We start from the raw sequence: 24,807 nt of genomic DNA on the forward strand, positions 1-24,807 counted from the left end.
TAATACCAGCGCAGGCCGAGTGGCAGCGCCGTCCGTGAAACAGACCGTGAGGAACCTCTCGAAGTGGACATGTTGTGGAGCGGCTGGGGCGACCCGGCCAAGGCGGCGCCCCTGCCCGAATCGGTGACCGGCCTCCTGCGGGACCTGCTCGGCGTCACGCCGCGCGAGAGCGGCCCGTCCGCCCTCACCGACATCGAGGTGCCCGCCCCGGCACTGACCGGCGAGGCGAAGAGCGCACTGCGCGCCGCCGTCGCCGCACCCGACGGCCTGCGGGACGACGACGAGAGCCGCATCCGGCACACCCGGGGCAAGTCGACCCCCGACCTCCTCCGCATCCGGGCCGGCGAGGTCGACGACGTCCCCGCCGTCGTCGTGCTCCCCGGCAGCCACGACGAGGTCCTCGCCGTACTGCGCGCGTGCGCCGACCACGGCCTCGCCGCCGTGCCCTTCGGCGGCGGCACCTCCGTCGTCGGCGGCCTCGCGCCCACCACCAAGCGGCCCTTCGTCGCCCTCGACCTGCGGCGGCTCGACCGGCTCCTGGCCGTCGACGAGGTCTCGCGCACCGCGACGCTGCAGCCCGGTCTGCGCGGCCCGCAGTGCGAGGCGCTCCTCAACGAGCGGGGCTGGACACTCGGCCACTTCCCGCAGTCCTTCGAATGGGCCACCGTCGGCGGCTTCGCCGCGGCCCGCTCCAGCGGCCAGGCCTCGGCCGGATACGGCCGCTTCGACGAGATGGTCCTCGGCCTGAAGGTCGCCACCCCCGAAGGCACGCTGTGGAGCGGTCGGGCCCCGCGCTCCGCGGCCGGCCCCGACCTGCGCCAGCTGATCCTCGGCTCCGAGGGCGTCCTCGGCGTGATCACGTCGGTGACCGTGCGCATCCGCCCGCTGCCGCAGAAGCGGATCTACGAGAGCTGGCGCTTCGCCTCCTTCGAGGCCGGCACGGCGGCGCTGCGCCGACTCGCCCAGGACGGCCCGCGACCCACGGTGCTGCGCCTGTCGGACGAGTCGGAGACCTTCATCGGACTCGCGCAGCCGGACGCCATCGGCAGCACCGAAGTCCCGCAGAACCCGGGCTGCATGGCCATCGTCGGGTACGAGGGCTCGGAGGAGGAGACGGCCGACCGCCGCGCCGCCGCCCGTGAGGTCCTCCTCGCCTGCGACGGCGAGTACCTCGGCGAGGAGGGCGGCGACCGCTGGGCGCACGGCCGCTACAACGCCCCCTACCTCCGCGACGCCCTGCTCGACGCCGGCGCGTTCGCCGAGACGCTGGAGACGGCGGCCTTCTGGTCCGCGATCCCCGGCCTGTACACGGCGGTGCGCGAAGCCCTGACGAGCACCCTCACCGAGGCCGGCACCCCGCCGCTCGTCATGTGCCACATCTCGCACACGTACGAGAACGGCGCCTCGCTCTACTTCACCGTCGTGTCCGCGCAGGGCGGGGACCCGGTCGCGCACTGGGCACCCGTGAAGCGGGCGGCCAACGACGCGATCCTGGCGGCGGGCGGCACCATCAGCCACCACCACGGCGTCGGGACCGACCACCGCGACTGGTTCGCCCGCGAGATCGGCCCCCTCGGCATCCGTATGCTCCAGGCCGTCAAGGCCGAGATCGACCCGTCCGGCGTCCTCAGCCCCGGGGTCCTGATCCCCGTCCGCTGATCCCCGCCCGCCGTACCCCTTCCTCCTGAATTCCTTCTTCTGCCGCCCGGAGGCCAGATCCATGCGACAGTTCACCGCCGTCGTCAACCCCACCGCAGGGGGTTCCAGCGGCACGGCGAGCCTGCTCCCGCTGGCCCGGCTGCTGCGGGAGGCGGGCGCGCGGCTCGACACCGTCTACAGCCGCAGCCTGGAACACGCGCAGGAACTCGCCCGGGAGGCCGGAGCGAAGGGGCACGTCGTGCTCGCCGTCGGCGGTGACGGCATGGCCGGCACCGTCGGGGGCGCGCTCAGCGGCACGGACACGGTCTTCGGCCTGGTCCCCGCCGGCCGCGGCAACGACTTCGCACGCGCCCTGGGGCTTCCCACGGACGCCCCGGGCCTCGCCAAGGTGCTGCTCGAAGGCGAGCCGCGGGCCGTCGACACCATCGAGGTCGAGTCCGCCCGGCACAAGGGGACCCACGTCCTCGGCAGCGTGTACGCGGGTGTCGACGCGGTGGCCAACCGCCACGCCAACGCCTCCCGCCTGCTGCGCGGCGCGGCCTCCTACTACGCCGGCGGCCTCCGGGCGGTCCTCGCCTGGAAGCCCGCCGCGTACCGCATCACGATCGACGGGGTCCGGCACGACCGCACCGGCTACACGGTGATCGCGGCCAACTCCGGCTTCTACGGCTTCGGGAGGAAGGTCGCACCGGGCGCACGCGTCGACGACGGCCTCCTCGACGTCGTGGTGATCAAGGAGGCGCCCAAGCGTCTCTTCTTCGCCATGATGAACGAACTGAAGACGGGCGCGCACGTGAACCGTCCTCAGATCGAGATCCTGCGCGGCAAGGAGGTCCGCATCGAGGCCGACCGGCCCCTGCCGTACGGCGCCGACGGCGAGGTCGACGCGACCCTGCCGGTGACCCTCAGGGTGCGGCCCGCAGCCCTCCGCGTACTGGCCTGACCACGGCTCGGGACCGCCCCTGACCGGTGGAGACGGCCGGGGCCGGACGTCGACGAGCACTCCGGGCCGCGCAAACCTAGCGTGGAGGGTGGGAACCGACGTCACGGAGGGACCACGGGTATGAATGCCGGCATGGAGAAGGTCAAGGGCAAGATCAAGGAGCTCACCGGAAAGATCACCGGTCACGAGCGCCTGGAGGCCGAGGGCAAGACGGACCAGGTGAAGGCCAAGATCCGCGAGAAGGCGACGAACGTCCGTCATCGAGCCGAAGGCATCAGGGACTCGCTCAAGCACGACCGTTCCTAGGGGATGCCCGGCCTGATCGGCAGGACACCCCTGGCCCGGGCGCGGCCGAGAGCTGGGGACGTACCCCCGCCGACCCGGGCGGCGGCACCTGCCGGGCGCCCGTGACGGGCGCCCGGTAGCGTGGACCGGGTGCGAAGCCGGTGGCGCGACAGGGTGCGAAGCCGGTGGCGCGGGCCGATCGGCACCTGGCCGGCGGTCGGCCTCACGGTCGCCGTCCTCGTCGCGGCCAATCTGCTGCTGCACCACTGGACCGGACCGCTCCGCCTGGTCGCGGCCGTCGCGGTCAGCGCCCTGCTCCTCGGCGTGCTCCGCTGGGCGGGCGGCACCCTGGCGGACGCGGGGCTGGCGCCCGCGACACTGGCCCGCGGCGCGAGGTGGGCGCTGGTCCTGATCGGGCTGGTCGGACTCGTCTACGCCGCCGGAGCGCTGCTGCCGGACACCCGCCCGCTCTTCGAGGACCGTCGGTACGACGGGATGACCGGGGGCGAGCTGGTGGGACGCGTGCTCGTGGTGGTCCCCGTGGGCACCGTCCTGGTCGAGGAGATCGCCTTCCGCGGAGTGCTCTACGGACTGGTGCGCCGGGCCCGTGGGACGGTCTGGGCGACCACCGTCTCGAGTCTGCTGTTCGGCCTGTGGCACGTCCTGCCGTCCCTGCGCCTGGCGACGGCGAAACCCGCGCTGAGCACGGTCCTCGGCGACTCCGCGCTCGGCGCCGTCCTCGCCGTCACGGGCGCCGTCCTCTTCACGGCGGCGGCGGGCGTCCTCTTCTGTGAACTGCGCCGCCGCAGCGGCAGTCTTCTGCCGCCCATGGGCCTGCACTGGGCGGTCAACGCGCTCGGCTACATCGCCGGCTTCCTGCTGCGCTGACCGTGCGCCCGTGCCGACTTCCGAATGGCGACTGCCGACTGCCGGCTCCCGGATGGCGACCGTAGACCCTGCCGGTCACAGCCGGGCTCAGTGATCCGTCTGGACGATGTCCCTCAAGCGGTCCAGGTCCTGCGGCGTGAAGCCCGACGGCCGCATGACGGCGTTCCAGCCGTCGACGTACGCGGCCTTGTACCGGTGGCCGTGGCCGTCCGGCACGTCCGTGGAGAACGGCAGGTCGGCGGTCACCTGCCAGAAGGTCACGAAGGGGATCCAGAACATCCCTTCGAGCACGTCGCCGCCCGGCGCCTGACCGATCCAGTCGGGCTCGGAGAAGGCCAGCTCCGGGCTCCACCAGACGATCGGGTCGGACGGGTGCATCAGGTAGAGCACCCGGGTGCCGTTCCACGGCACGCCCTCCGGGGTGATCCCGGTGGTCGGGTCCTCGGTGAACCGTACGGTCCGCCCCTGCCTGTAGACGGGCTCGATCTCCGGACTTCCCCCGTCGCGCTGATCGCTGAACTCGCGGAACAGGGTGTTGAAGTTCGGGGGGCCGGCGAACAGGGTTCCCGCGGTGCGGTTGCGCAGGTCGTACTCGCCGCTGAAGGCCGTCTCCCCGCCGAACGACCCCAGGCTCTCGCCCGCCACGAACAGTCGCGGGCGCTGGTCCTGGGGCAGCTTGGACCAGACGTCGTAGACCGCGTCGAAGAGCTCGCGGCCGGCCTCGCGCGCCTTGGACTGGTCCACGAGATAGGACAGCCACGACGGCAGGTACGAGTACTGCATCGCCACGGTGGCCGCGTCGCCGTCGCCGAGGTACTCGAACGAGTCCACGGCGGCGGGATCGACCCAGCCGCTTCCCGTGGTGGTGACCACGAGCAGTTGGGCGCGCTCGAAGCCACCCGCCCGTTCGAGGTCGGCGACGGCCCGCTCCGCACGGGACTCGGCGTCGTCGGAGGTCTCGAGCCCGGCGTAGGCCCGGACGGGTTCCAGCGCCGGGCGATGGGTGAACGCGCCGATGTCCTGCGCCGACGGACCGCTGCCGGTGAAGGCACGGCCCTGCCTGCCCAGCGAATCCCACGGCACCAGCGAACCCGGCCCGCCGGAGCGCAGGGGGGACGTGGGCTGGTGGACGCCTTCAGGGGTCTCCGTGTCACGCAGCGAGAACGCCTCGTTGGCCCCGTTCACGAAGCCGCTCAGCAGCACCCCGCTCACGACGGACCAGGCGAGGCCCGCCACGACCAGCCAGCCGACCACCCGCGCCGCGCGCGGACCCGCCCACCGGCGCAGGACGCGAGTGACCCAGCGGTACAGGCGCCGGAGACCGCGGCCGGCCAGCAACAGCAGGCAGAAGACGAGCGCGGCCACGAACGGGCAGGCGACGGCCGTCAGGGCGTTGAAGTCGGTGACCCCCATGAGCTCGCGGATCTCGTGCTGCCAGTACTGGCCGAACCCGAACGACAGGCCGAACAGGACGATCGCGCAGACGATGAGGACGCGCCACGACGTGCGCGAGGCGTGCCGCGCCTCCCGGTCGGCGAACGCCCGCCACACATAGGCCGCGACGACGCCCAGCCCGTAGCCGATGGCCGCGTTGATGCCGCAGATCAGCCCCTGGAGGACGCCGCCGCGCGGCAGCAGCGACGGAGTGAAGGAGAGGCAGGCGAAGAGCAGCGCCCCCCAGCAGCCGGGCAGCGTGAGCCGAAGCGACCGACGGCGCTTCGCCGAGTCGGCGTCCGGAGCGGCGCCCCCGTTCCCGGCGGTCTCGCGGCCGGGGGATCCGTCCGGCGGGGACTTGTGCGTATAGGGAGCCATGGCTGTCCTCCGGGGAAATGATCCCAAGGCCGGACGCGCCCCGCCACCTGTGACCTCCCTCCCCGAAGTCGCCCCCGGCACGGGCGACCGGGCGGGCCGGCGCGTGCCGCCGATCCTGAACCCGGGACACGTCAGGGACGAGGGTTCGACGCGCGGCCCAGGACGGCGGGCGCGACGCCCGGGACGCCCTCGCCTCGGCGGCGCGGGACCGGATCCGTGATCTGATGCACCCAGCCCGTGCCGCTGTCGAATCCCCTCTCGGATGGCCTGATGAGCAGTCCGCACACCCCGTCGTGGTCGCCGTCGCGCACGCCGGAGCCGGAGCCCCGGCACGCCGGATGGCTGGAACTCTTCTTCGACCTGGTCTTCGTCGCCGTCGTCGCCCAGCTCGCGCACGGCCTCCACGGCGACCCCGGCGCGCGCGAGTTCGCCGTGTTCCTCGGCCTCTACTTCCCGCCCTGGTGGATGTGGGCGAACCTCACGGTCTCCGCGAACCTCTTCCAGGACGACAGCGCCCGCCGCCGCCTCGTCATGCTTTCGGCGATGCTGTGCCTCGCCGTGATGGCAGCGGCGGTGCCCGAGGCCGACGGCGACCGGGGCCCCGCCTACGCCCTCGGCTACGCGGGCACCCGCCTCGTCCTGCTCGCCCTGTGGTGGCCCGCCACGCGCTTTCCCGCACCCCGCACGCTGCCCCGCTGGCGGCCGCTGACCTACTGTCTGCTCTCCGCGGTGCTCTGGGCCGGTTCGGCGGCGGTCCCCGCTCCCTGGCGCTACGGGGTGTGGGCGGCTCTGCTGATGGCGGAGATGGTCCTGCTGCTGACCGCCCGGGGGCAGGGCATCCCGGGCCGGGTCCACACCGGCCACCTGGTCGAGCGGGTCGGACTGTTCGTGATCATCGTCCTCGGCGAGTCGGTCCTCGCCCTCATCACGTCCACCGACCACACGTGGACCGCCCGGGCCGGGGTCGTGGCGGTGCTCGGGTTCGTCCTGCTGGCCACCCTCTGGTGGTCCTACTTCGACTTCGCCTCGACGGCGGCGGAGCGCGTCATGGGCACCGCCGGCACCCGCGAGGCCTACCTCCTCGCCCGTGACGTGGGCGGCTTCCTCCACTTCTTCGTCACCGCCGCCGTCATCTCGATGGCCGCCGGACTGGCCACGGCCGTGGAGGAGTCCGGCCACGACCACCTGGCGCGGGGCGCGGTCTGGGCCCTCGCCGGCGGGTTGGCGGTCTACCACGGAGCGCACGCCCTGATCGCGCTCCGGTTCGGCAGCCCACCGCGCCAGGTGGCCGTCTGGGCGCTGCCCGGCGTCGTGATCCCCCTCCTGGTCGTTCTCGGCGCGGACGTGCTCACCCCGTGGCTGGTGGTCCTCCTCCTCGCGGCCGAGGCCATCGCCCACCTGCTCTACGCCAAGACCGCCCTGTCCCGCCGTCAGGCCGCCGGCACCGCGTAGCCGGTCCGGCCCGTCCGACCGGGCCTCGCCCTCATCGCGGTCCGTGGGTCTGCAGGAAGACCACCGGGCCGCCGTCCAGCCGGCCGGCCGCGTCCAGGTCGAGCAAAGCCGCGAGCGCCTTGGCGGTGTAGGTGCGTTCCAGGGTCAGGCCGGCCTGCGTCGACGCGCGGGCGAGGACGCGGTCGGCGGCGGCGGTGGGGTGCGCGTAGCCGTCCCCCAGCCAGGCCGTCTCCGTACGGATCGCGTCGGAGGCGGGCTCGCCGCAGCCCGGCTCGGCACCCCGGGCCCTGAGCAGGGCCGTGGAGCGGCGGGCCAGCCTGAGGAGGGTGGCGGCGTCCAGCCGCAAGGTGTCGTTGACCACGATGCCGAGGACGCGGGTGCGCAGCCCGGCGAGCCGCAGTCCGACGGCCAGCCCCGCGGCGGTACCGCCGGATCCGACGGCGGTGACGAGCCACGTCGGCTCCGGCAGCTCCCCCGCCTCGACCTGTGAGCCCAGCTCCAGGGCGGTCTCGACGGCGCCGAGCGCACCGAGCGGCGACGAGCCGCCCGCCGGGAGGTAGTACGGCAGGGTACGACCCTGGGCGTGCCGGGCGAAGAGCCACGGCGCGGCCAGGATCAGCCTCGTCCTGGTGTGCAGGAAGTGCAGCGTCGCACCGGAGTCGCGCAGCCGTTCCAGCTGGGCCCGCACGTGCTCGTCGACCGGGTGGTCGATCAGGCCCAGGGCCACGTCGAGCCCCGCCTCCCGCGCGTACCGGGCGGCTGCGAGGCCCCAGTTGGTGCCGAGACCGCCGACCGTCAGGATGGTTCTCGCGCCGCGCCGCCGGGCCTCCGGCAGCAGCCACTCCAGCTTGCGGACCTTGTTGCCGCCCCAGCCGCCGTCGCCGTATCCGCTCTCGTCCTTGACCCACACCTCGGACCGCGTACCGAGCCCGGGCAGCCGCCGGACCGGCGCCGGTGCCCGGCCCAGCCGGAGGAAGGGCAGCGACCCTGCCAGTTCGGGACAGCGCCGGTGCAGCAGCGGAGGTGGCATGCGGGAGAGGGTAGATCCCCCGGTCGCCGACCGGAACGGTTCCGGCGCGGCGGACCGTGAACGGGAGTCAGAGAGCCACGACCGTGGCCTCGGTCGCCTTGAGGCTCGTCCAGACGGGCACGCCGTCGGCGAGTCCGAGTTCGGCGGCGGCCTGCGGGGTGATCTCGGCGACGAGGTCGGGCGCCTCGTCGGAGGTGATCAGGACACGCAGCCGACTGCCGCTCGCGGTGATCTCGCGTACGGTTCCGGGCCAGACGTTACGGGGGCTGCCGGCGGGCTTCTCGCGATGGACCGACACCGATTCCGGCGCGACGATCGCGAGCGCCGGGGTGCCCGCCGCCGGCGGGTCGGTCGCCACCAGGACGCCGCCGCCGTCGAGCGCGAGGCCCTCCGGGGTGGCCGTGCCGGGCCAGGCGTTGCGGCCGAGCATCCGGGCCACCCACGGCGATCGGGGATGGCGGGTGACCTCGGACGGCGCGGCGTCCTGGAGCGCACGGCCGTCGTCGAGGACGAGGACGCGGTCGGCGAGCGAGACGGCCTCGACGGGGTCGTGGGTGACGATGAGGCACACGCCGCCGAAGCCGGCCAGGTGCGTGCGCAGGGTGTGGCGCACGTGGGCGCGGGTGGTCTGGTCGAGGGCGGCGAGCGGTTCGTCGAGGACGAGCAGCCGGGGGCGTGCGGCCAGCGCACGGGCGAGGGCGACGCGACCGGCCTGCCCGCCGGACAGCTGGGCCGGCCGGCGGTGGGCGAGGTGGCCGACTCCGAGGCGGTCGAGCCAGGCCCGCGCCTCCCGCCGGGCCTCGGTCCGCGGGACGCCTTGGGCGCGCAGGCCGTAAGCGGTGTTGGCGAGGGCCGTCATGTGGGGGAAGAGGGCGCCGTCCTGGGGCACCCAGGCGACCCGCCGCCGGTGCGGGGGCAGGGCGGTGACGTCGGTGCCGCCGAGGATGAGGTCCGCGTGGGCGCGGGGCGTGAGGCCGAGCAGGGCCCGGAGGAGGGTGGTCTTGCCGGCGCCGTTCGGTCCCACGACGGCGATGGTGGTGCCGGGTTCGGCGGCGAGGGTGAGCCGGGTGAAGCCCGTGACCTCGGCGCGCAGCGCCCAGCGTCCCTCCGTGGGCGCGGGCGGAGCGGCCTGGGTGACGTCGGCCGTCGGCTCTGCGGCGATCGGCTGCTCGCCGTTCTCGGGTCCGGTGCGGCGCTCGCGGTCGGCCGGTGTGCCCGTCCAGCGTCCCCGCAGGGCGATCAGCACGGCCATGGCGATGGCGAGCAGCAGCAGTGACACGGATGTCGCGGCTTCGGGCTCGTCCTGCAGCAGCAGATAGACCTGGAGCGGCAGGGTCTGGGTCGTCCCGGGCAGGTTGCCGGCGAAGGTGATGGTCGCGCCGAACTCGCCGAGGGCCCGGGCCCAGGTCAGCGCGGCGCCCGCGATGACCCCCGGCGCCACCATGGGCAGGGTCACGGTGAAGAAGACGCGCACCGGTGAGGCGCCGAGGGAGGCCGCGGTCTCCTCGTAACGGAGACGCAGTCCGCCGAGCGCGCCCTCCAGGCTGATGACGAGGAAGGGCATGGCGACGAAGGTCGCGGCGAGCACGGCCCCGGAGGTGTGGAACGGCAGGGTGATGCCGAAGGTCTCCTCCAGCCACGGCCCGAGGAGCCCGCGCCGCCCGAAGGCCAGGAGCAGGGCGACGCCGCCGACGGTGGGCGGCAGCACCATGGGGAGCAGGACGAGTGAGCGGACGACCGCCTTGCCGGGGAACGGCACCCGGGCGAGCAGCCAGGCGAGCGGGACGCCGAGCAGCAGCGAAAGCCCCAGCGCCCAGAAGGACACGAGGAGCGAGAGCTGGAGCGCCTGGACGGTGCCCGGTGAGCTCAGATGGTCGGCGAGTTCGGTCCACTCGGTCCGTACGAGGATGCCGACCAGGGGCAGGCTCAGGAAGGTCACGGCCGCCAGCGCGGGCAGCGCCAGGAGGAGGGGCGGGCGGGTGCCGGAAGTACGTATGCCTGCTCGTTTCATCGGAGTTCCTGGGAGGAGCGTGGGGTGTGAGAGGCTGCCCGTCCCCCCGTGACGGGCACCCTCTCACGTTCCGGGGCCGGGTTACGGCTTCTGGAAGCCGGCGTCCTGGAGGATCTTCTGGCCCTCGGGCGAGGACAGCCAGGCGACGAACGCGGCGGCGGCCTCGGCGTTCTTCGAGTCCTTCAGCGTGGCGGCCGGGTACTGGGCGATGGCGTTCTGGTCGTCGGGGATCTCGACGGCGTCGACCTTGTCCTTCGCGCTCTCGGCGTCGGTCTTGTAGACGAGACCGGCGTCGGCCTCGCCCAGCTCGACCTTGCTGAGCACCGCGCGGACGTTGGGCTCCTGGGAGACCGGCTTCACGGTGATCTTCTGGGCGTCCAGGATCTTCTCGCTGTACTTGCCGGCGGGCACCTCGGGCGCCGCGAGGACGACCTTGAGCTTGGTGTCCGCGAGGTCCTTCAGGTCGTCGACCTTGAACGGGTTGCCCTCGCCGGTGGCGATGACGAGCCGGTTCTTCGCGATGATCGCCGGGGTGGTCGTGTCGGCCTTCACCTTGTCCATGCTCTTGGTGTCGGCGGTGACCAGGACGTCGGCGGGGGAGCCCTGCGAGACCTGGGCGACGAGCTCCTGCGAGCCGGCGAAGGAGAAGGTGAGCTTGGTGCCGGGGTGGGACTTCTCGTAGGCGGCGCCTGCCGTCTTGAACACGTCGGTGAGGGACGCGGCGGCCAGGACGGTGAGGTTCGCCGTGGGCGCGGCGCCCGCCGAGCCGGAGGCCGGGGAGCCCGCGGTGTCCTTCTTGGTGTCGTCGTTCGACGAGCAGGCCGCCAGCGGGACGAGGAGGGCGGCGGTGAGGGCGGCGGCAGCGGTACGACGTCTGGCCGGGGTGAGGGTGCGGGACATGAGGCGAACTCCTTGGGGACGAGAGGAAGGTGCGGGGGAGAGGCCGGCCGCGCCGACGGCCGAGGGATCTCGGTACTGCGTGAGGGGAGTCAGGTGCGGTCGATGTGCACGCTGGTCGACTTCACGCGGGCGGTGGCCTGCATGCCGACTTCCAGTCCCAGTTCCTCCACGGCCTCGCGGGTGAGGAGGGAGACCAGGCGGTGCGGCCCGGCCTGGATGGTGACCTGGGCCGCGATGTCACCGAGCTTGATCGCGGTGACGATGCCGGGGAACGCGTTGCGCGCGGAGGTGTACGACGCGTCGTCGTCCTCGCCGGACGCGATCTCCACGGAGAACGCGGCCAGCGACTTGCCGTCGATCACGCGCCGACCGCTCTCGTCGCGGTGGGTCGCCACCCGGCCCGCGTCGGCCCAGCGCCGTGCCGTGTCGGGGCTCACGCCCAGCAGACGAGCGGCCTGCCCGATGGTGTAGGACTGCATATGCGACACGGTAGGGCGAGATCACGCTCATCTGCAACAAAGTCGTGGGAGTCTCCATGGCGAATGAGAGGTGGGTTGGAGGAAGGGACGAGCGGAGTCGCCCGTCCGTCTCACCCGTCGGACGAAGGGGTTCCGGGAAGCCGGTGGGCACCGATCCAGATCCCGGTGACGGCGCTGACGTAGCGGGCGCCGCAGCGGTCGGAGGGCACGACGAGCTGGGTGCCGGCGGTGTCGAGTTCCTCGTCGTCCATGCGGGTCGCGAGCAGTACGGGGACGTTGCCGAAGTCGGCGTCGATCTCGGCCCACGCCAGGACGGTGTGGTGCCCGTCGCCGCCGCTCACCGTCACCAGGAAGCGGGAGCGCTCCTTGCGGCGGGCGGGATCGAAGCCGGGACGTGCCACGGCCATGACCTCGCGCAGGAGGGGGCCGGCGAAGGTGTGGCGCTGGGGTCCCGCCGACGCGCAGTCGAAGACCACATCGGCCCGGTGCTGCTCCCACCCTTCGCGCAGGTCGGCGACGGTGAGCGTGGCGGGGTCGGCCACGTCCCCCCAGAGTGCGAAGGACCCGGGTGCGGGTGTGGTCACGGGCGTCGCGTGGGGCGTGGCGCTCGGTCGGCTCATCGTCGGTCCCTCCGGGACGGTCGGTGCGGCGGCTGCGCGCAGTGATACCCGACCGCCGAAGCAGGGAATCGTGTTTGCCATGTCAATCCGGCCTGACACCCGGTATTCGTGAGCTTGATACGAGTCGGTCGCTCACATCCTCCCGGTCCATCGACCGACGTCGCGCTCCTTCCGGTCGAGGGCGAGCCAGACGCGGTCGCGGGTCACCGGCAGCTCGGTGAAGCGGATCCCCGTGGCGTCGCGCAGGGCGTTGGCGAACGCGGGGGCGACGGGGTTGAACGGGCTTTCGCTCATGGACTTGGCGCCGAGCGGGCCGATCGCGTCGGACGTCTCGGTGAAGTGGACCTCGGTGCGGGGGACGTCCGCGTACTGGGGGAGCCGGTAGCGGCGGAAGGCGGCGGTGGTGACCTCGCCGCGGTCGTCGATCCGGACGGTCTCGAAGAGCGTGGCACCGAGGGCCTGCGCGACGCCGCCCTCGACCTGGCCGCGGCACTGCATGGGGTTCATGACCTTGCCGGCGTCGGCGGCGTGGACGCTGCGGAGGATGCGGATCTCGCCGGTCGCGGGGTCGACGGCGAGGCGGAACCACTGGGCGTTGAAGGCGACCGAGCGGGGTGAGCCGCCCCAGTGGCCGTCCGCCCCCAGCTCCTTCGTCGCGCCGAGGGCGTGCCCTGCCTCGTACAGCTCCTTCAGCGTCACCGTCCGGCCCGCGCAGTCCACGGACTCGGCGCCGAGGACGCACAGGTGCCGGGCCACCCCCGTGTGCCGGGCGGCCAGGGTGCGCAGCCGTTCGGCCAGGGAGGTCGCGGCGAGCAGGACGGCCTTGCCGGCGAAGACGGTGCCGGCGGAGCCGAAGGCCCCGGTGTCGTGGCGTACGACGTCCGTGTCGGACCGGCGGACGGCGAGCCGGTCCTCGGTGGTGTTCAGGGCGCCGGCGGTGATCTGCTTGTGGACGGTGGTGGTGCCGTTGCCGAACTCGGCGGTGCCGACGGCGATGTCGTACGTGCCGTCCTCCAGGAGCGAGACGCGGGCGTCGGCGTAGTGTCCGCCGGGCGGCCCGGTGGCGATCATCGCCATCCCGGTGCCCTGACCGGTCAGCCATCCTTCGGGAGCGTCCTCCGCGCTGCGGTCCTCGGCGATGGCCTTCCGTACGACGGACAAGCACTGGTCGAGGCCGTAGGACGCGATGTGCAGGTCCTCCTCCTCGCCGATCGGACTGCGCATGGCCTCGCCCGGGCCGATGACGTTCCTCTCGCGGAAGACGAGCGGGTCCACGCCGAGCCGGCGGGCCAGCTCGTCCATGACCGACTCGACGGCGAAGGTGACCTGGCCCAGGCCGTAGCCGCGGAAGGCGCCGGCCGGGACCGCGTTGGTGTAGACGGACCAGGCGTCGACCTTCTTGTGCGGGGCGCGGTAGACGGCGAAGGACTCGCCGACGCTGTGGAACATCACGGCCGGGCCGTGGTTGCCGTACGCGCCGGTGTTCGACACCACCCGCATCTGCACGGCCGTCAGCGTCCCGTCAGCGCGCGCCCCGACCTTGACGCCGATGGTGAACGGGTGCCGAGTGGTGGCTCCGTAGAACTGCTCGGCCCGCGTGTACTCCAGCTTCACCGGCCGCCGCAGCCTGAGTGCGGCGAGGGTGACGACGTCCTCGGTGAGCATCTCCTGCTTGCCCCCGAAGCCGCCGCCGACGCGGCCCGCGACCACCCGCACCTCGTCCTCCGGCAGGCCGTACAGCGCGCAGAGCGCCCGCCGGGTCAGGAACGGCGTCTGGGTGGAGGAGCGCACGGTCAGCCGTTCTCCCGAACCGTCCTCCTTCGGTTCGAAGTAGGCGACGCAGCCGTGCGTCTCCAGGCTGGCGTGCTGCACGCGCTGGGTGCGGAACGTCTCCTCGTACACCACGTCGGCCTCGGCGAAACCGCGCTCCACGTCGCCGATCTCGCCGTGCACCTCACCTGCCACGTTGTTCTCGACCCAGGCGATGCGGGCCTCGGGCCCCTTGCCGGCGTGGATGACGGGCGCGCCGGGCCGCATCGCCTCCTCCGGGTCGGTGACGTACGGCAGTTCCTCGTACGTCACCTCGATCCGGCGGCAGCCCTCCTCGGCCGCCTGCTCGCTGTCGGCGACGACGGCCGCGACCCGTTGTCCGACGTACCGGACGACGTCGTCCAGGACCCGGGTGTCGTCGGGGTCCTCCCTCGGATGCTCGTGGCGGGCGGAGGAGTACAGCGTCGCCGGCGCGTCCTCGTGCGTGAGGACGCCGACCACCCCGGGGACACGCAGCGCGGCCGCGGTGTCGATCGCGACGATCCGGGCGTGCGGGTGCGGCGAACGCAGCAGCTTCATGTGGAGGAGGCCCGGCACCTCGACGTCGAAGGTGTAGCGGGCCGTGCCGGTGACGACCTGCGGTCCGGCCGGGGCACCGACGTTCCGCCCCACCGCCTGGCCCGCACAGGGCCGTTCGGTGTGCTTGACGCCCCGCACGGCGTCCTCGATCGCCCGGTAGCCCGTGCAGCGGCAGATGTTGCCCTTGAACGCGCGCGGGAGGTCGTCGAGCTTCCCGTCGTCGTGCGCGGAGCCCCGTTCCGCCTCCAGCGCCGCCGTCGTCATGAGGAACCCGGCGGTACAGAAGCCGCACTGATAGCCCTGAGCGTCGAGGAACCTCTGCTGCACGGGGTGGAGTTCACCGTCCCGGGTGGCCAGCCCCTCCACCGTGGTGACGGAGCGGCCCCCGGCCCGCACGGCCGGGTAGAGACAGCTGTGCACGGGCTCCCCGTCGACGTGCACGGTGCAGGCTCCGCAGTCGCCGGCGTCGCACCCCTTCTTCACGCCGAACCAGCCGTGCTCCCGGAGATAGGTGCGCAGACACTGGCCGGCGCGCGGTTCCTCCTGGTGGGACCGGCCGTTCACATGGAGCCGGAATCCCTCGGTGTGCGGGCTCATCGGACTCCTCCTTCCGTCAGGGCGGTGAGTTCGCGGCGGACTTCCTCGGCGAGTCGCAGGCCCATGTGCCGTCGCCACTCGGGCAGTCCGTGGATGTCGTCGAACCATTCGTCGGGGCGGACCGCCTCGTCGACCGCCCGGCGCAGTCGCTCGCGGTCGGGCGGCAGCGGGAACCAGAACCGGAACGGCCGTGTGGTCGCCGCGCTGACCGTCACCGCCAGCGAACCGTCCACCGGGTCGAGCGTCCCGATGACCAGCGCGCCGGAGCGGCCGAGGCCGTACAGCGAGGCCTGCCGGAACGCCGTTCGGCACTCCAGCGCCCGGGCGGGCAGGGTCACCGAGCGCAGGAGCTCGCCTTCCGCGAGGTCCTTGACGCCGGCGCCGGTGATGAAGTCGACGACCTTCGCCTCGCGCAGCGAGCCGTCCTGGGCCCGGAGCAGACACGTGCCGTCGAGCGCGGCGGTGAGCGAGACCATCGGCCCGGCCGGCAGGCCGTTGCACAGGTTGCCGCCGACCGTCGCCGTGTTCCAGATCTTGAACGAGGCGAGGAAGGCCCGGCAGCACTGCTCGAACAGCGGCGCCGCGGGCGCGTCCAGGAGCCGCCGCCCGAAGCGGGACAACTGGGCGATGGTGCACGTCGCCGCGATCTCCAGCGAACCGTCCTCGTGCCGGATGAGCGGTTCCCAGCCCATCCGGCTCAGGTCGACCAGCCGGCGCAGATGCGGCTGCGGCTCGGAGAAGAGGTACGTGCCGCCGCCGAGCCATGCGTCGCCCGGCCGCCACGGCTCGTGCCGACGCGCGTCCCTCACGTCCGCGATCGTGTTCAGATCCATCCCTGCCCATGCCTTCCGACCGGTGTGTTCAGGCCAGTGAAGCCGGGTGAGGCAGCGCGGCACGACTGGACGGGAAGCCGGAAAACGTCCACCTCGCAGGGCCGCGCCCTGGAGAATCAACCAAGAGCTGTTTTGCGCTAGGGCTTTGGCATCTACGATGTGCCGTCTCGCATTCGCCTCGTGAATGTGAGCGCGGATTTGTCCCGCGACCACGCTGGGAGCCTCTGATGCACGTCGACCATCTCCTCCGCCTCGACCGTCTGGACCTCTCCCTCGTCTGGGGCGACGAGACGCTGCTCGGCCAGGAGATCGGCGGCGTGACGGCGACCGACCTGGAGGATCCGGCGCGGTTCCTCCAACCGGGGGAGATCGTCCTCAGCGGCCTCGTGTGGTGGAGCCCGGACGGCGGACCGGGCAAGACCGAACGCTTCGTCTCCGCCCTGCGCGAGGCCGGCGCGGTGGCGCTGCTCGCGGGGGAGGAGACACACGGGGAGGTGCCGCGGGAGCTGGCCGAGGCCTGCCGCGCGCACCGCGTCACCCTGATCGCCGTGCCGGCGCACACGACCTTCCGGGCGATCACCGAAGCGGTCTACCTCCGGCAGTGGAGCGAGCTCAGCCGGCGGCCCACGGACCACTTCGCGTTGCCGGAGAACGTCCGCCTGGACCTCGATCGCGCGCTGCGGAGCGGTGCGCCGGAGGGCGAGTTGCTCGACCGGGCGTTCGCCCACCTCGGCACGCCCGCCTGCCACCTGCTGACCGGCAGCGGCCGAACGGTCGCCCGGACCGGTGCCGCCGCGGCGGAGCTGCCCGCCCCGCGCGCCGCGGAACTCGTGCGCGGCGGGCACGGAACGACGGTCCGCGTCGAGACCGAGGGCGCGACGGTCTACGACACCTGGCACCTGCACCTGCCCGAGGCGGGCCAGGTGCCCCCGAGGGTCCTCCAGGAGATAGCCGAACTCCTCGGCCGTCACCGGCGCCGACAGGACCGGAACCGGGCGGCGGGCAGTGCCGCGTGCGCGGAACTCGCGGACGCCGTGGGCGCCCCGCGGTTCGACGCCCACCGCGTCCACAGCGCCCTGGCGTCCTGTGGCCTCGGTGACGCGGACGCGTACACCGTGGTCGTCGCGGCCCCGGAGACGCACGGGGAGACCGTCGCCCCCGGCGTCGCGGCACTCACGGAGGCGCTGCGTCACGTCCCCTCCGTCGCGTTCGCGGTCGCCGACGGCACGGGTGACGAGACGATGGCGGTGGTCGCGCACCCGAGGGAGGCGGCGCCGGGTGTACGCGCCCGGCTGGGTGACGTGTGGCCGCTGATCCACGCCTGCAGCCCGGACATCGCCCTGCACGCGGGGGTGAGTGGGGCCGCGGCCACCCCGGCCGGACTGAACACCGCTCTGACGCAGGCCCGTTACGCCTTGGCGTCGGTCCGCACCGCGGCGCCGTCGTCACCTCGCGTCGCAGGCCTCGACGACCTCGACGGGCTGGGCAAGCTGATCGCCGGCATCCCCGCCGACGTACGGAACGTGTACCGCCAGACCGTTCTGGGGCCGCTCCTCGGCGCCGGCCGGGGGTCGAGCACCATGCTCCTGGACACCCTGGAGGTCTTCCTCGCGCACGACTGCTCGTGGGCGAGGACCGCCGAGGCCCTCCACGTCCACGTCAACACCGTCCACTACCGCGTCGAACGCATCGAGGCGCTCACCGGCCGGGACCTGTCGCGGCTGGAGCACAAGGCGGACCTGCGCGCGGCACTGCTCTGCCGGTGACGGTCCGTGCGCCGGACGCGGTCAGGGCAGGTCGATGTGCACGCTGGTCGACTTCACCCGGGCGGTGACCGTGACCCCGACGTCGAGCCCCAGCTCCTCCACGGCCTCCCTCGTCACGAGCGAGACCAGACGGTGCGGTCCGGACTGGATCTCCACCTGCGCGGCCACGTCGTCGACCTTCACCCCCGTGACGATCCCCACGAAGGAGTTCCGGACGGAGGTCGACACGTCGTCCTCCGGAACCGCGTGGAGCCCGGCACCCCGCTCCTGCGCGAAACGGGCCAGAGCCGTCCCCTCGATCACCCTCTTGCCGGCGCCGTCCCGCTCCATGGCGAGCTTCCCACCGTCCGCCCACCGGCGAACGGTCTCCGAACTCACTCCGAGCAGCTGCGCTGCCTGCCCAATGCTGTATGACGGCACACCCGCACTCTAGGGGGTGTCTTGCCGATCAGGCCGGGCCCCCTCTCGGTTGCGGGATCCGGAGACCTGAACGATCATGAAAGCTTTCCGGGCAAACGGGGGTGGCCGGTGAAGTTCGGTGTACTGGGGGCGCTGACCGTATGGGACGACGACGGCGAGGCGCGTCCCATCGTCCAGCCGAAGTCGAAACTGCTGTTGGCGGCGCTGCTGCTCGAACCGGGCGGCATCGTGTCCATGGACGCGGTGAAGGACGTCATGTGGGGCGAGCGGCAGCCGCCCACGGCCACCGCATCCCTGCACAACCACGTCGGACGGCTCAGGCGCGCCCTCGGCGGGAGCGACGGTGAGCGCCTTCGCTCCGTCCGGCACGGGTTCCAGCTCCGGGTCGGAGAGGGGGAGCTGGACGGCGAGGCGTTCGCGCGGCGGCTGTCCCGCGCCCAGCGCCGCCTGGGCGAGGGAGACTGGCGGACCGCGAACGAAGAGGCGACGTCGGCCCTGCGGCTGTGGCGAGGCTCGCCGCTTGCCGACCTGCCTGCCTTCGCCACCCATCCACGGGTCGTCTCCTATCAGGAACAGCGGCTCGAAGCCCTGGAATGCCGCTTCGACGCCCTCCTGCGGCTCGGCCGACTCGACGGCCTGGCCACGGAACTCGGAGCCCTGGTGAAGGAGCATCCGCTACGGGAGGCCTTCCACCGGCAACTGATGCTCGTCCTCGACCGCACCGGCCGGAAGGCGGAAGCGATCCTCGTCTTCCACAGCCTGCGCGGGACCCTCGTCGAGGAACTGGGCGTCGAGCCCGGTGCCGCGATCCAGGAGGTGAACCAGGAGATCCTCTCCTCGGAGCCGCGCCCGGAGCGGCTCCGCCCGGACACCGAACCTCCGGCCGCGCCGCCGAGGGCGCTCCGCCCCGCCCAACTGCCCATGCCGCCGACCGAGTTCGTGGGCCGCACGGACGAGATCACGGCCCTCCGCGCCGCGCTGACGGCACAGAGCGCGCACACCGCGGTCGCCGTCGTGAGCGGTATGGCGGGTGTCGGCAAGACCGGCCTCGCCCTGCATGCCGCGGACGGCCTGCGTGCCGCCTTCCCCGACGGACAGCTGTTCCTCAACCTGCACGGCGCCACCCCCGGCATACCGCCTCTCGACCCGGCCCAGGCACTCACCGCGCTCCTCTGCGGGCTCGGCGTGGCGGCCCGTTCCCTTCCCTCGGACGTGCAGGCGGCCTCAGCGCTGCTGCGCTCGGTCCTGGCCGGTACGCGCACGCTCCTGGTGCTCGACGACGCGGCTTCGGCCGGCCAGGTCCGGCCCCTGCTGCCCGCGGCGCCGGGGTGCGCCGTGCTGATCACCAGTCGGCTGCCCCTCGGCACGCTCGACCCCGCCCTGCACACGCCGCTCGCCCTGCTGTCCTCCGCGGAAGGTGCCCAGCTGCTGGCCCGGGCATCCGGACGCACCTGGACCGCCGCCGACGACGACGCCGTGGGCGAACTCGTGGCGTTGTGCGGCCGGCTGCCCCTCGCGCTGCGGGTGACGGCGGCTCGACTCGCCACGCGCCGTGTCCTGACGGCCCGGAACCTCGTGGACCGCCTCGCCGCCCAGGAACAGCGCCTCGACCACTTCGACCTCGACGACCTGAGCGTGCGTCGCTCGCTCGGCGTGGCATACGCCGCCCTGCGCGCTTCCGACGCCCCACGTGATCGGAACGCGGGACTCGCCCTCCTCAGGATCGGAGCGCTGGACCTGCCCACCTATCCGACCTTCCTCGTCGCCCGGCTCATGGGCACCGGGGAGCGGGAGGCGGAGGAGGCCCTCGACCGGCTCGTGGAGGTCGCGCTCCTCGAAGACGTCAGTGACGGCAGGTACTCGGCCCACGATCTCGTCCGCGTCTTCGCCCGCGAGCTCGCCCGCCGGGAGGACGAGCAGGAGGAGTGCGCCGCCGCGGTCGCCCGAGCGCTGCCCTGGTACACCGCCAAGGCCGGACAGGCGGCGACGGCACTCCGGTGCTCGACCCCGAGCGCGGTCGCCCGGGACTGGGAGGCCCGTGGGGCCGCTCCGTTCTCCGACCCCGCCGAAGCGTTCGCCTGGGGTGACCAGGAGAGGGAGAACCTGCTGTTCCTCGCTCGGCAGGGCGGCGACGGCCCCCTGGACCACGCCCGGCTCCTGGAGTTGATGCAGGCCTTGTTCCCCTACCTGCAGGACCGCGGACGGATCGAGGAGATGAAGAGCCTCGTCCATGCCACCATCAGCCTCGCCCGGGCCCATGGAGACGTGGCGGCGCACCACCGGGCGCTGCTCGACCTGGGCAGGATCTGCTACACGGCCGGCCATCTCCACGACGCACTGATCCTCATCGACGAGGCCATCGTGGTGGGGGAGGGGCCCCACGACCGCGGCGCGATGGTGTCGATGCTGGGCAACCGGGCCGCTCTGCTGAAGGAACTGGGCCGTGGCGCTGAGGCGCGCGCGGCGCTCGACCGGTGCCTCGCCCTGCGGACGGAGGAGCTCCCGGCCACTCGGGAGGCCATCCTCCTCGGGCACCAGGGAGTCGTCGCCGAACTCCACGACCTCCGGCTGGCCGTCCGCTACCACCGCCGGAGTCTGGAGACCGCCGAACGCAGCGACTACCCCCTCGTCCAGCAAATGGCCCTGTGCAACCTGGGACACGCCCACCTCGCGCTGAACGAGGCGGACCTCGCGCTGGACCACTTCGCACGGGGCCTCGCCGTCGCCTCCGAAGCGTCGCACTGGAACGCGGAGCGGGAGATCCGGCTCGGCGAGGCCCGCGCCCTGCGCGTACTGGGGCGGCTGGAAGCCGCTCACCGCGCGTGCGAGACGCTGCGCACCCTCGCCGCCGAGCGTGGTGACCTTTACGCGACGGGCCTCGCCGACCACGAACACGGGCACGTCCTCCGCGCCTCGGGTGACGAGCCGGGTGCTCGGGAGCGGTGGAGGAGCGCGCTGCGGACCCTGGACAGGACCGACGCTCCCGTACTCGACGAACTTCGCCTTCTGGTCACGGCCGACTCGCTCCTCGCGTCGAATTGTCCGGTCAGTTGACAGCTCACCAAATCAGAGGCCGATAATCCCGGCCGTAACGCCGAGGACGCTGTCCGAAGGGCGGGTGCAGGCCGAGGTGTCGGCGGTGCCGACCGGGTATCGGACGGGGAATTCGTGGAAGGAGATCGCCTCGACGGTCACCCGCAGTGGCCTCGCGGGATCCCGTTCGCCGGCCCGGCCATTGCGGCGTGTCGTCAGTTTCTTCGATCGGAGTGTGGAAGGAATGTGGGTCGAGCGCATCGCCGAGGCCACGAACTGGGAGCCGCTTCGGCGTGAACTCCCCTGGAACAGCATGGAAGAAGAACTCGGAACGGCATTGCCCGAGGACTACAAGAAACTCGCCGAGACGTTCGGCACGGGCGAATTCTCCGAGTTCATGAGGGTCCTCGGCGTCGACCCCACCCGCCGGTTCGACCTGCCCCACATCTGGCGCTCGGTCCTCGACACCGGCCCCGAGGAAGGGCCCGACCCGGTCCTCGAGCCGTACCACGTGTACCGGCCCGGCCGCCGGGGCCTGATTCCATGGGCCTTCGCCGAGATGGAATGCGGCTACTTCTGGCTGGCGTCCGCCGACGAGGATCCCGCGACCTGGCCGATCGTCACCCGGGGCAACCCGTACCCCTGGCACGAGGTGAGCATGTCCACCTCCGAGTTCGTCTACCGCGTCCTGACGGACCCGGGGTTCGAACCCTTCTCCATCGCGCGCTTGATGCCCGCCCCCGGCTTCTACCCGATCGGCCCGGTGTGATGACGGACCGGCGCCGACCGCGGCTCCCCGGACGGGTGCTGGGCGCGGCGGGGCTCGCCGCGGCCGTGGGCGCGATCGCACTCCTCGCCACCGGGTACACGTCGGCCACCGTCAGCGGCGACGCCATGAACCCCACCTACCCGCGCGGCGACCGCGTCTTCTTCGAGCGCGTCGACGCGAGCGAGGTCGGACGGGGTGACGTGGTGCTCCACCGGTCGCAGGACGGTCATGAGAACAGGCCCGTCCTGCGCCGCGTGATCGGCGTCGGCGGCGACCACGTGAGCCAGAGCCCCGGCGGACCGGTGACGGTGAACGGCGAGCCGCTGACGGAGCCGTACGTGAAGGACGGCGACCCGTCCGGCTCGGCCCCCGCGTACGACGTCGTCGTCCCCGAGGGCGCGCTCTTCCTCCTCGGCGACCACCGCGCGAACTCCAACGACTCCCGCTACTCCCTCGCCGCGCACTCCGGCGGCGTCCCGGCCACCAGCGTCCAGGCACGGGCCCTCGACAGCCACACCGGCCTGCTCCTGCTGGTACTGACCGCGCTCCTCGGAGTCCTCGGCGCCGCCGTCGGGCTCACCATGGAGATCGCCTCCCGTACCCCGGCCCGGACGGCCGACCGGACCTGACCGTCCGGACCCCCTGGTGCCGGTCGCCCGCGGGCCGCCCCCGTTCCGGCGGCCCGCGGCGGTCGTGTCCCGTCCGCGTACTCCCCAGGGAGTAACCGGCCCTCCACGACGCCCGCGGGAGTACCCCTCGGCTCGGTCCTCAGCGCGACGAATCCCCCGCCCGACGGCGGGAGTCTGGGAGCGAACAGACGAGGACCGATGGAGGGAGGCCCGAATGGAGGGCCGCAAGAGGTTCGTGGGGTGGGGGGTGCTGGCCCTGTGGGTGATCGTGATCGCCCTGGCCGCACCGTTCGCGGGGAAGCTCGGAGAGGTGCAGCGCGACCGGGCCGTGGACTACCTGCCGGGGAGCGCGGACTCGACGCAGGTGGCGAGGATCACCGAACAGTTGCCCGGCGGGGACTCCACGGACCTCGTGCTCGTGTACCACCGCGAGGGCGGCCTGACCGCCGCCGACAGGGCCACCGCCGCCCGTGAGGTGGAGCGGGTCGCGGCCGAGCATCCGCTCAGCTCGACCCCCCGGGCCGTCCCCTCCGAGGACGGCAGCACCCTTCTGTACGCGGTCTCCAGCACCGAGCCGGGTTCGGACGAGAAGGCCAGGGACGCGTTCGTCCACGACATCCGCGAGACGGTGAGCGGCGAGGTCGGGGGTCCGGGCGCCCTCGCGACGGACGCCGGCGAGGTGTACGACTCGCTCGACGGTCCGCTGCTCTACACGACCGTCGCCGTCGTCGCGATCCTGCTGATCGTCATCTACCGCAGCCCGTTCCTGTGGCTCGTCCCGCTGGCCGTCGCCGGAGTCGCGGACTTCCTGTCGATGGCCGTGACCTACGCCCTCCACCAGGGCTTCGACATCAGCGTGTCCGGCCAGAGCACGGGCGTCATGACGATCCTGGTCTTCGGCGCCGGCACGGACTACGCGCTGCTGCTCGTCTCGCGCTACCGCGAGGAGCTGCGCCGCGTCCCGCGTCCGTACGACGCGATGGCCGCCGCCCTGCGCGGCTGCGGCCCCGCCGTCCTCGCGTCCTCCGGGACCGTCGCCCTCGGCATGCTGTGCCTGCTCGCCGCCGACATGAACAGCAGCCGGGGCATGGGACCCACGGCCGCCGTCGGGGTGCTGTGCGCCCTGGTCGCCATGACGACGCTGCTGCCCGCCCTGCTCGTGGTGCTCGGCCGACGGGTGTTCTGGCCGCTGATCCCGGCGTACGGAAGCGAGCCGAAGGCCACGCGCCGTTCGCTCTTCGCGGCGATGGGGTCCTCGGCGGGCCGGCGTCCGCTCGCCGTCCTCCTTGCGGGCGCCGCGGCCCTGGCCGCCCTCGCCCTCGGCGCGCTGAACCTGCCCGGTGCCCTCAAGCAGGAGGACTCCTTCAGCTCCACCCCGGAGGCGGTCGCCGCGATGAAGACGCTGGCCGCCGCGTACCCGGAGACGGGGACCCAGCCGATCACCGTCGTGGCCCCGACGGCGGGTTCCGCCGGAGCGCTGGAGACGGCGCGCGCGACGGAAGGCGTCGTGAAGGCCGAGCGCGGCCGCAGCGGCGACGGCTGGACGGAGATCTCCGTCGTCGCCGCGCACCCGCCGCAGTCCGCCGCGGAGACCGCCACCATCAAGGAGCTGCGGTCCGCGCTCGGCGAGGGGGTGTACGTCGGCGGGCCGAGCGCCGAACAACTCGACATGGCCGACACCAGCGCCCGGGACCGGGACATCGTCGTCCCGCTCGTCCTCGTCGTGGTGACGATCGTGCTGATCGTGCTGCTGCGCAGCCTGGTGGCCCCGTTGCTCCTGGTCGCCGCGGTCGTCGCCGTCTGGGGCGCGGCCCTCGGCATCGGAGGCCTCGTCTTCGAGTCCCTCTTCGGCTTCGAGGGGACCGACCCCGGCCTCGGCCTGCTCTCCTTCGTCTTCCTCGTCGCCCTCGGCGTCGACTACGGCATCTTCCTGATGCACCGGATGCGCGAGGAGTGCCTGAACGGGACGGAGCCGGGAGCCGCGGCCCTGACCGCGCTGCGCACGACCGGTGGCGTGATCGCCTCGGCGGGACTCGTCCTCGCCGCGACCTTCGCGGTCCTCGTGAACATGCCGATGGTGCAACTGGCCGAGCTCGGCTTCGTGATCGCGGTCGGCGTCCTGCTCGACACCTTCCTGGTCCGCACGTACCTCGTCACCAGCGCGAGCGTGCTGCTCGGCCGGAAGGTGTGGTGGCCGGGTCCGCTGGCCAAGGGGCCCAAGCCGCAACCCGGTTCGGAGTCCGCGACCGAGCCGGTGCCCGTACGGGTCTGATCAGGGGCGGGTGGGGGCTCCCGGGACTACCGGGGGCCCCTGCCCGCGGGGAGGATGTGC

The 24,807-nt window shown here is 72.9% G+C and carries 19 protein-coding genes; 10 read left to right on the plus strand and 9 right to left on the minus strand.

The window, feature by feature from the left end:
- Positions 1–63: 63 nt before the first annotated feature.
- The 4 genes from OO54_RS00105 (at position 64) to OO54_RS00120 (ending at position 3,775) form a co-directional block, all read left to right on the plus strand.
- Positions 64–1,659 carry an FAD-binding oxidoreductase gene (locus OO54_RS00105; RefSeq protein WP_033200799.1) on the plus strand — a complete coding sequence of 532 codons (1,596 nt, stop codon included), beginning with the start codon at positions 64–66 and terminating at the stop codon, positions 1,657–1,659.
- Positions 1,660–1,720: 61 nt separating this feature from the next.
- Positions 1,721–2,602: a diacylglycerol/lipid kinase family protein gene (locus OO54_RS00110; protein WP_017241924.1), complete on the plus strand. Its 882-nt coding sequence runs from the start codon at positions 1,721–1,723 to the stop codon at positions 2,600–2,602.
- A gap of 132 nt (positions 2,603–2,734) precedes the next feature.
- On the plus strand, positions 2,735–2,908 hold the full coding sequence (locus tag OO54_RS00115) for a CsbD family protein (protein ID WP_017241923.1): 174 nt from the start codon (positions 2,735–2,737) through the stop codon (positions 2,906–2,908).
- Positions 2,909–3,061: 153 nt separating this feature from the next.
- The gene (locus OO54_RS00120) at positions 3,062–3,775 is read left to right on the plus strand and encodes a CPBP family intramembrane glutamic endopeptidase (RefSeq protein ID WP_051786609.1); all 714 of its coding nucleotides are present in this window, start codon (positions 3,062–3,064) and stop codon (positions 3,773–3,775) included.
- An 87-nt stretch (positions 3,776–3,862) separates the two neighbouring features.
- Here the strand turns inward: OO54_RS00120 and OO54_RS00125 are convergent, their stop codons facing one another.
- The gene (locus tag OO54_RS00125) at positions 3,863–5,587 is read right to left on the minus strand and encodes an alpha/beta hydrolase (RefSeq protein WP_200146765.1); all 1,725 of its coding nucleotides are present in this window, start codon (positions 5,585–5,587) and stop codon (positions 3,863–3,865) included.
- A 270-nt stretch (positions 5,588–5,857) separates the two neighbouring features.
- Here OO54_RS00125 and OO54_RS00130 point away from each other — a divergent pair, with 270 nt between their 5' ends.
- A complete protein-coding gene (locus OO54_RS00130) occupies positions 5,858–7,039 on the plus strand; it encodes a low temperature requirement protein A (protein WP_051786610.1) in 1,182 nt (393 codons plus the stop codon).
- A 31-nt stretch (positions 7,040–7,070) separates the two neighbouring features.
- Here OO54_RS00130 and OO54_RS00135 read toward each other — a convergent pair whose 3' ends face one another.
- The 7 genes from OO54_RS00135 to OO54_RS00165 all read right to left on the minus strand — a co-directional run bounded on the left by OO54_RS00135 (position 7,071) and on the right by OO54_RS00165 (position 15,858).
- A complete protein-coding gene (locus tag OO54_RS00135) occupies positions 7,071–8,069 on the minus strand; it encodes a 1-aminocyclopropane-1-carboxylate deaminase/D-cysteine desulfhydrase (RefSeq protein WP_033200801.1) in 999 nt (332 codons plus the stop codon).
- Between the two features lie 67 nt (positions 8,070–8,136).
- Positions 8,137–10,080: an ABC transporter permease gene (locus OO54_RS00140; protein WP_033200802.1), complete on the minus strand. Its 1,944-nt coding sequence runs from the start codon at positions 10,078–10,080 to the stop codon at positions 8,137–8,139.
- 81 nt (positions 10,081–10,161) lie between these two features.
- Entirely contained in the window at positions 10,162–10,980 is an 819-nt protein-coding gene (modA, locus tag OO54_RS00145) for a molybdate ABC transporter substrate-binding protein (RefSeq protein ID WP_033200803.1), read from the minus strand.
- Positions 10,981–11,069: 89 nt separating this feature from the next.
- The gene (locus tag OO54_RS00150) at positions 11,070–11,459 is read right to left on the minus strand and encodes a TOBE domain-containing protein (protein ID WP_017241916.1); all 390 of its coding nucleotides are present in this window, start codon (positions 11,457–11,459) and stop codon (positions 11,070–11,072) included.
- A 110-nt stretch (positions 11,460–11,569) separates the two neighbouring features.
- Positions 11,570–12,079 carry a molybdopterin-dependent oxidoreductase gene (locus OO54_RS00155; RefSeq protein ID WP_033200804.1) on the minus strand — a complete coding sequence of 170 codons (510 nt, stop codon included), beginning with the start codon at positions 12,077–12,079 and terminating at the stop codon, positions 11,570–11,572.
- 132 nt (positions 12,080–12,211) lie between these two features.
- Positions 12,212–15,025, minus strand: a complete 2,814-nt coding sequence (locus tag OO54_RS00160) for a molybdopterin-dependent oxidoreductase (protein WP_033200805.1) — start codon at positions 15,023–15,025, stop codon at positions 12,212–12,214.
- Positions 15,022–15,858: an FAD binding domain-containing protein gene (locus OO54_RS00165; protein WP_033200806.1), complete on the minus strand. Its 837-nt coding sequence runs from the start codon at positions 15,856–15,858 to the stop codon at positions 15,022–15,024. The genes OO54_RS00160 and OO54_RS00165 overlap by 4 nt, the downstream gene beginning before the upstream one ends.
- Positions 15,859–16,085: 227 nt before the next feature.
- On the opposite strand from OO54_RS00165, the gene OO54_RS00170 reads away from it, so the two are divergent.
- Positions 16,086–17,624 carry a PucR family transcriptional regulator gene (locus tag OO54_RS00170; RefSeq protein ID WP_033200807.1) on the plus strand — a complete coding sequence of 513 codons (1,539 nt, stop codon included), beginning with the start codon at positions 16,086–16,088 and terminating at the stop codon, positions 17,622–17,624.
- 21 nt (positions 17,625–17,645) lie between these two features.
- Here OO54_RS00170 and OO54_RS00175 read toward each other — a convergent pair whose 3' ends face one another.
- Positions 17,646–18,044 (minus strand): TOBE domain-containing protein, encoded by a 399-nt coding sequence (locus tag OO54_RS00175; RefSeq protein WP_033200808.1) that lies wholly within the window; start codon positions 18,042–18,044, stop codon positions 17,646–17,648.
- A 108-nt stretch (positions 18,045–18,152) separates the two neighbouring features.
- On the opposite strand from OO54_RS00175, the gene OO54_RS00180 reads away from it, so the two are divergent.
- The 4 genes from OO54_RS00180 to OO54_RS00195 all read left to right on the plus strand — a co-directional run bounded on the left by OO54_RS00180 (position 18,153) and on the right by OO54_RS00195 (position 24,747).
- Positions 18,153–21,098 carry an AfsR/SARP family transcriptional regulator gene (locus OO54_RS00180; RefSeq protein ID WP_033200809.1) on the plus strand — a complete coding sequence of 982 codons (2,946 nt, stop codon included), beginning with the start codon at positions 18,153–18,155 and terminating at the stop codon, positions 21,096–21,098.
- A 214-nt stretch (positions 21,099–21,312) separates the two neighbouring features.
- Positions 21,313–21,846 (plus strand): SMI1/KNR4 family protein, encoded by a 534-nt coding sequence (locus tag OO54_RS00185; protein WP_157856421.1) that lies wholly within the window; start codon positions 21,313–21,315, stop codon positions 21,844–21,846.
- A complete protein-coding gene (gene lepB / locus OO54_RS00190; protein WP_033200811.1) occupies positions 21,846–22,475 on the plus strand; it encodes a signal peptidase I in 630 nt (209 codons plus the stop codon). The genes OO54_RS00185 and lepB overlap by 1 nt, the downstream gene beginning before the upstream one ends.
- 214 nt (positions 22,476–22,689) lie before the next feature.
- Entirely contained in the window at positions 22,690–24,747 is a 2,058-nt protein-coding gene (locus OO54_RS00195) for an MMPL family transporter (protein WP_106969960.1), read from the plus strand.
- Positions 24,748–24,807: the final 60 nt, after the last annotated feature.

Source organism: Streptomyces wedmorensis (assembly GCF_000716445.1).
Taxonomy (GTDB): Bacteria; Actinomycetota; Actinomycetes; order Streptomycetales; family Streptomycetaceae; genus Streptomyces; species Streptomyces wedmorensis.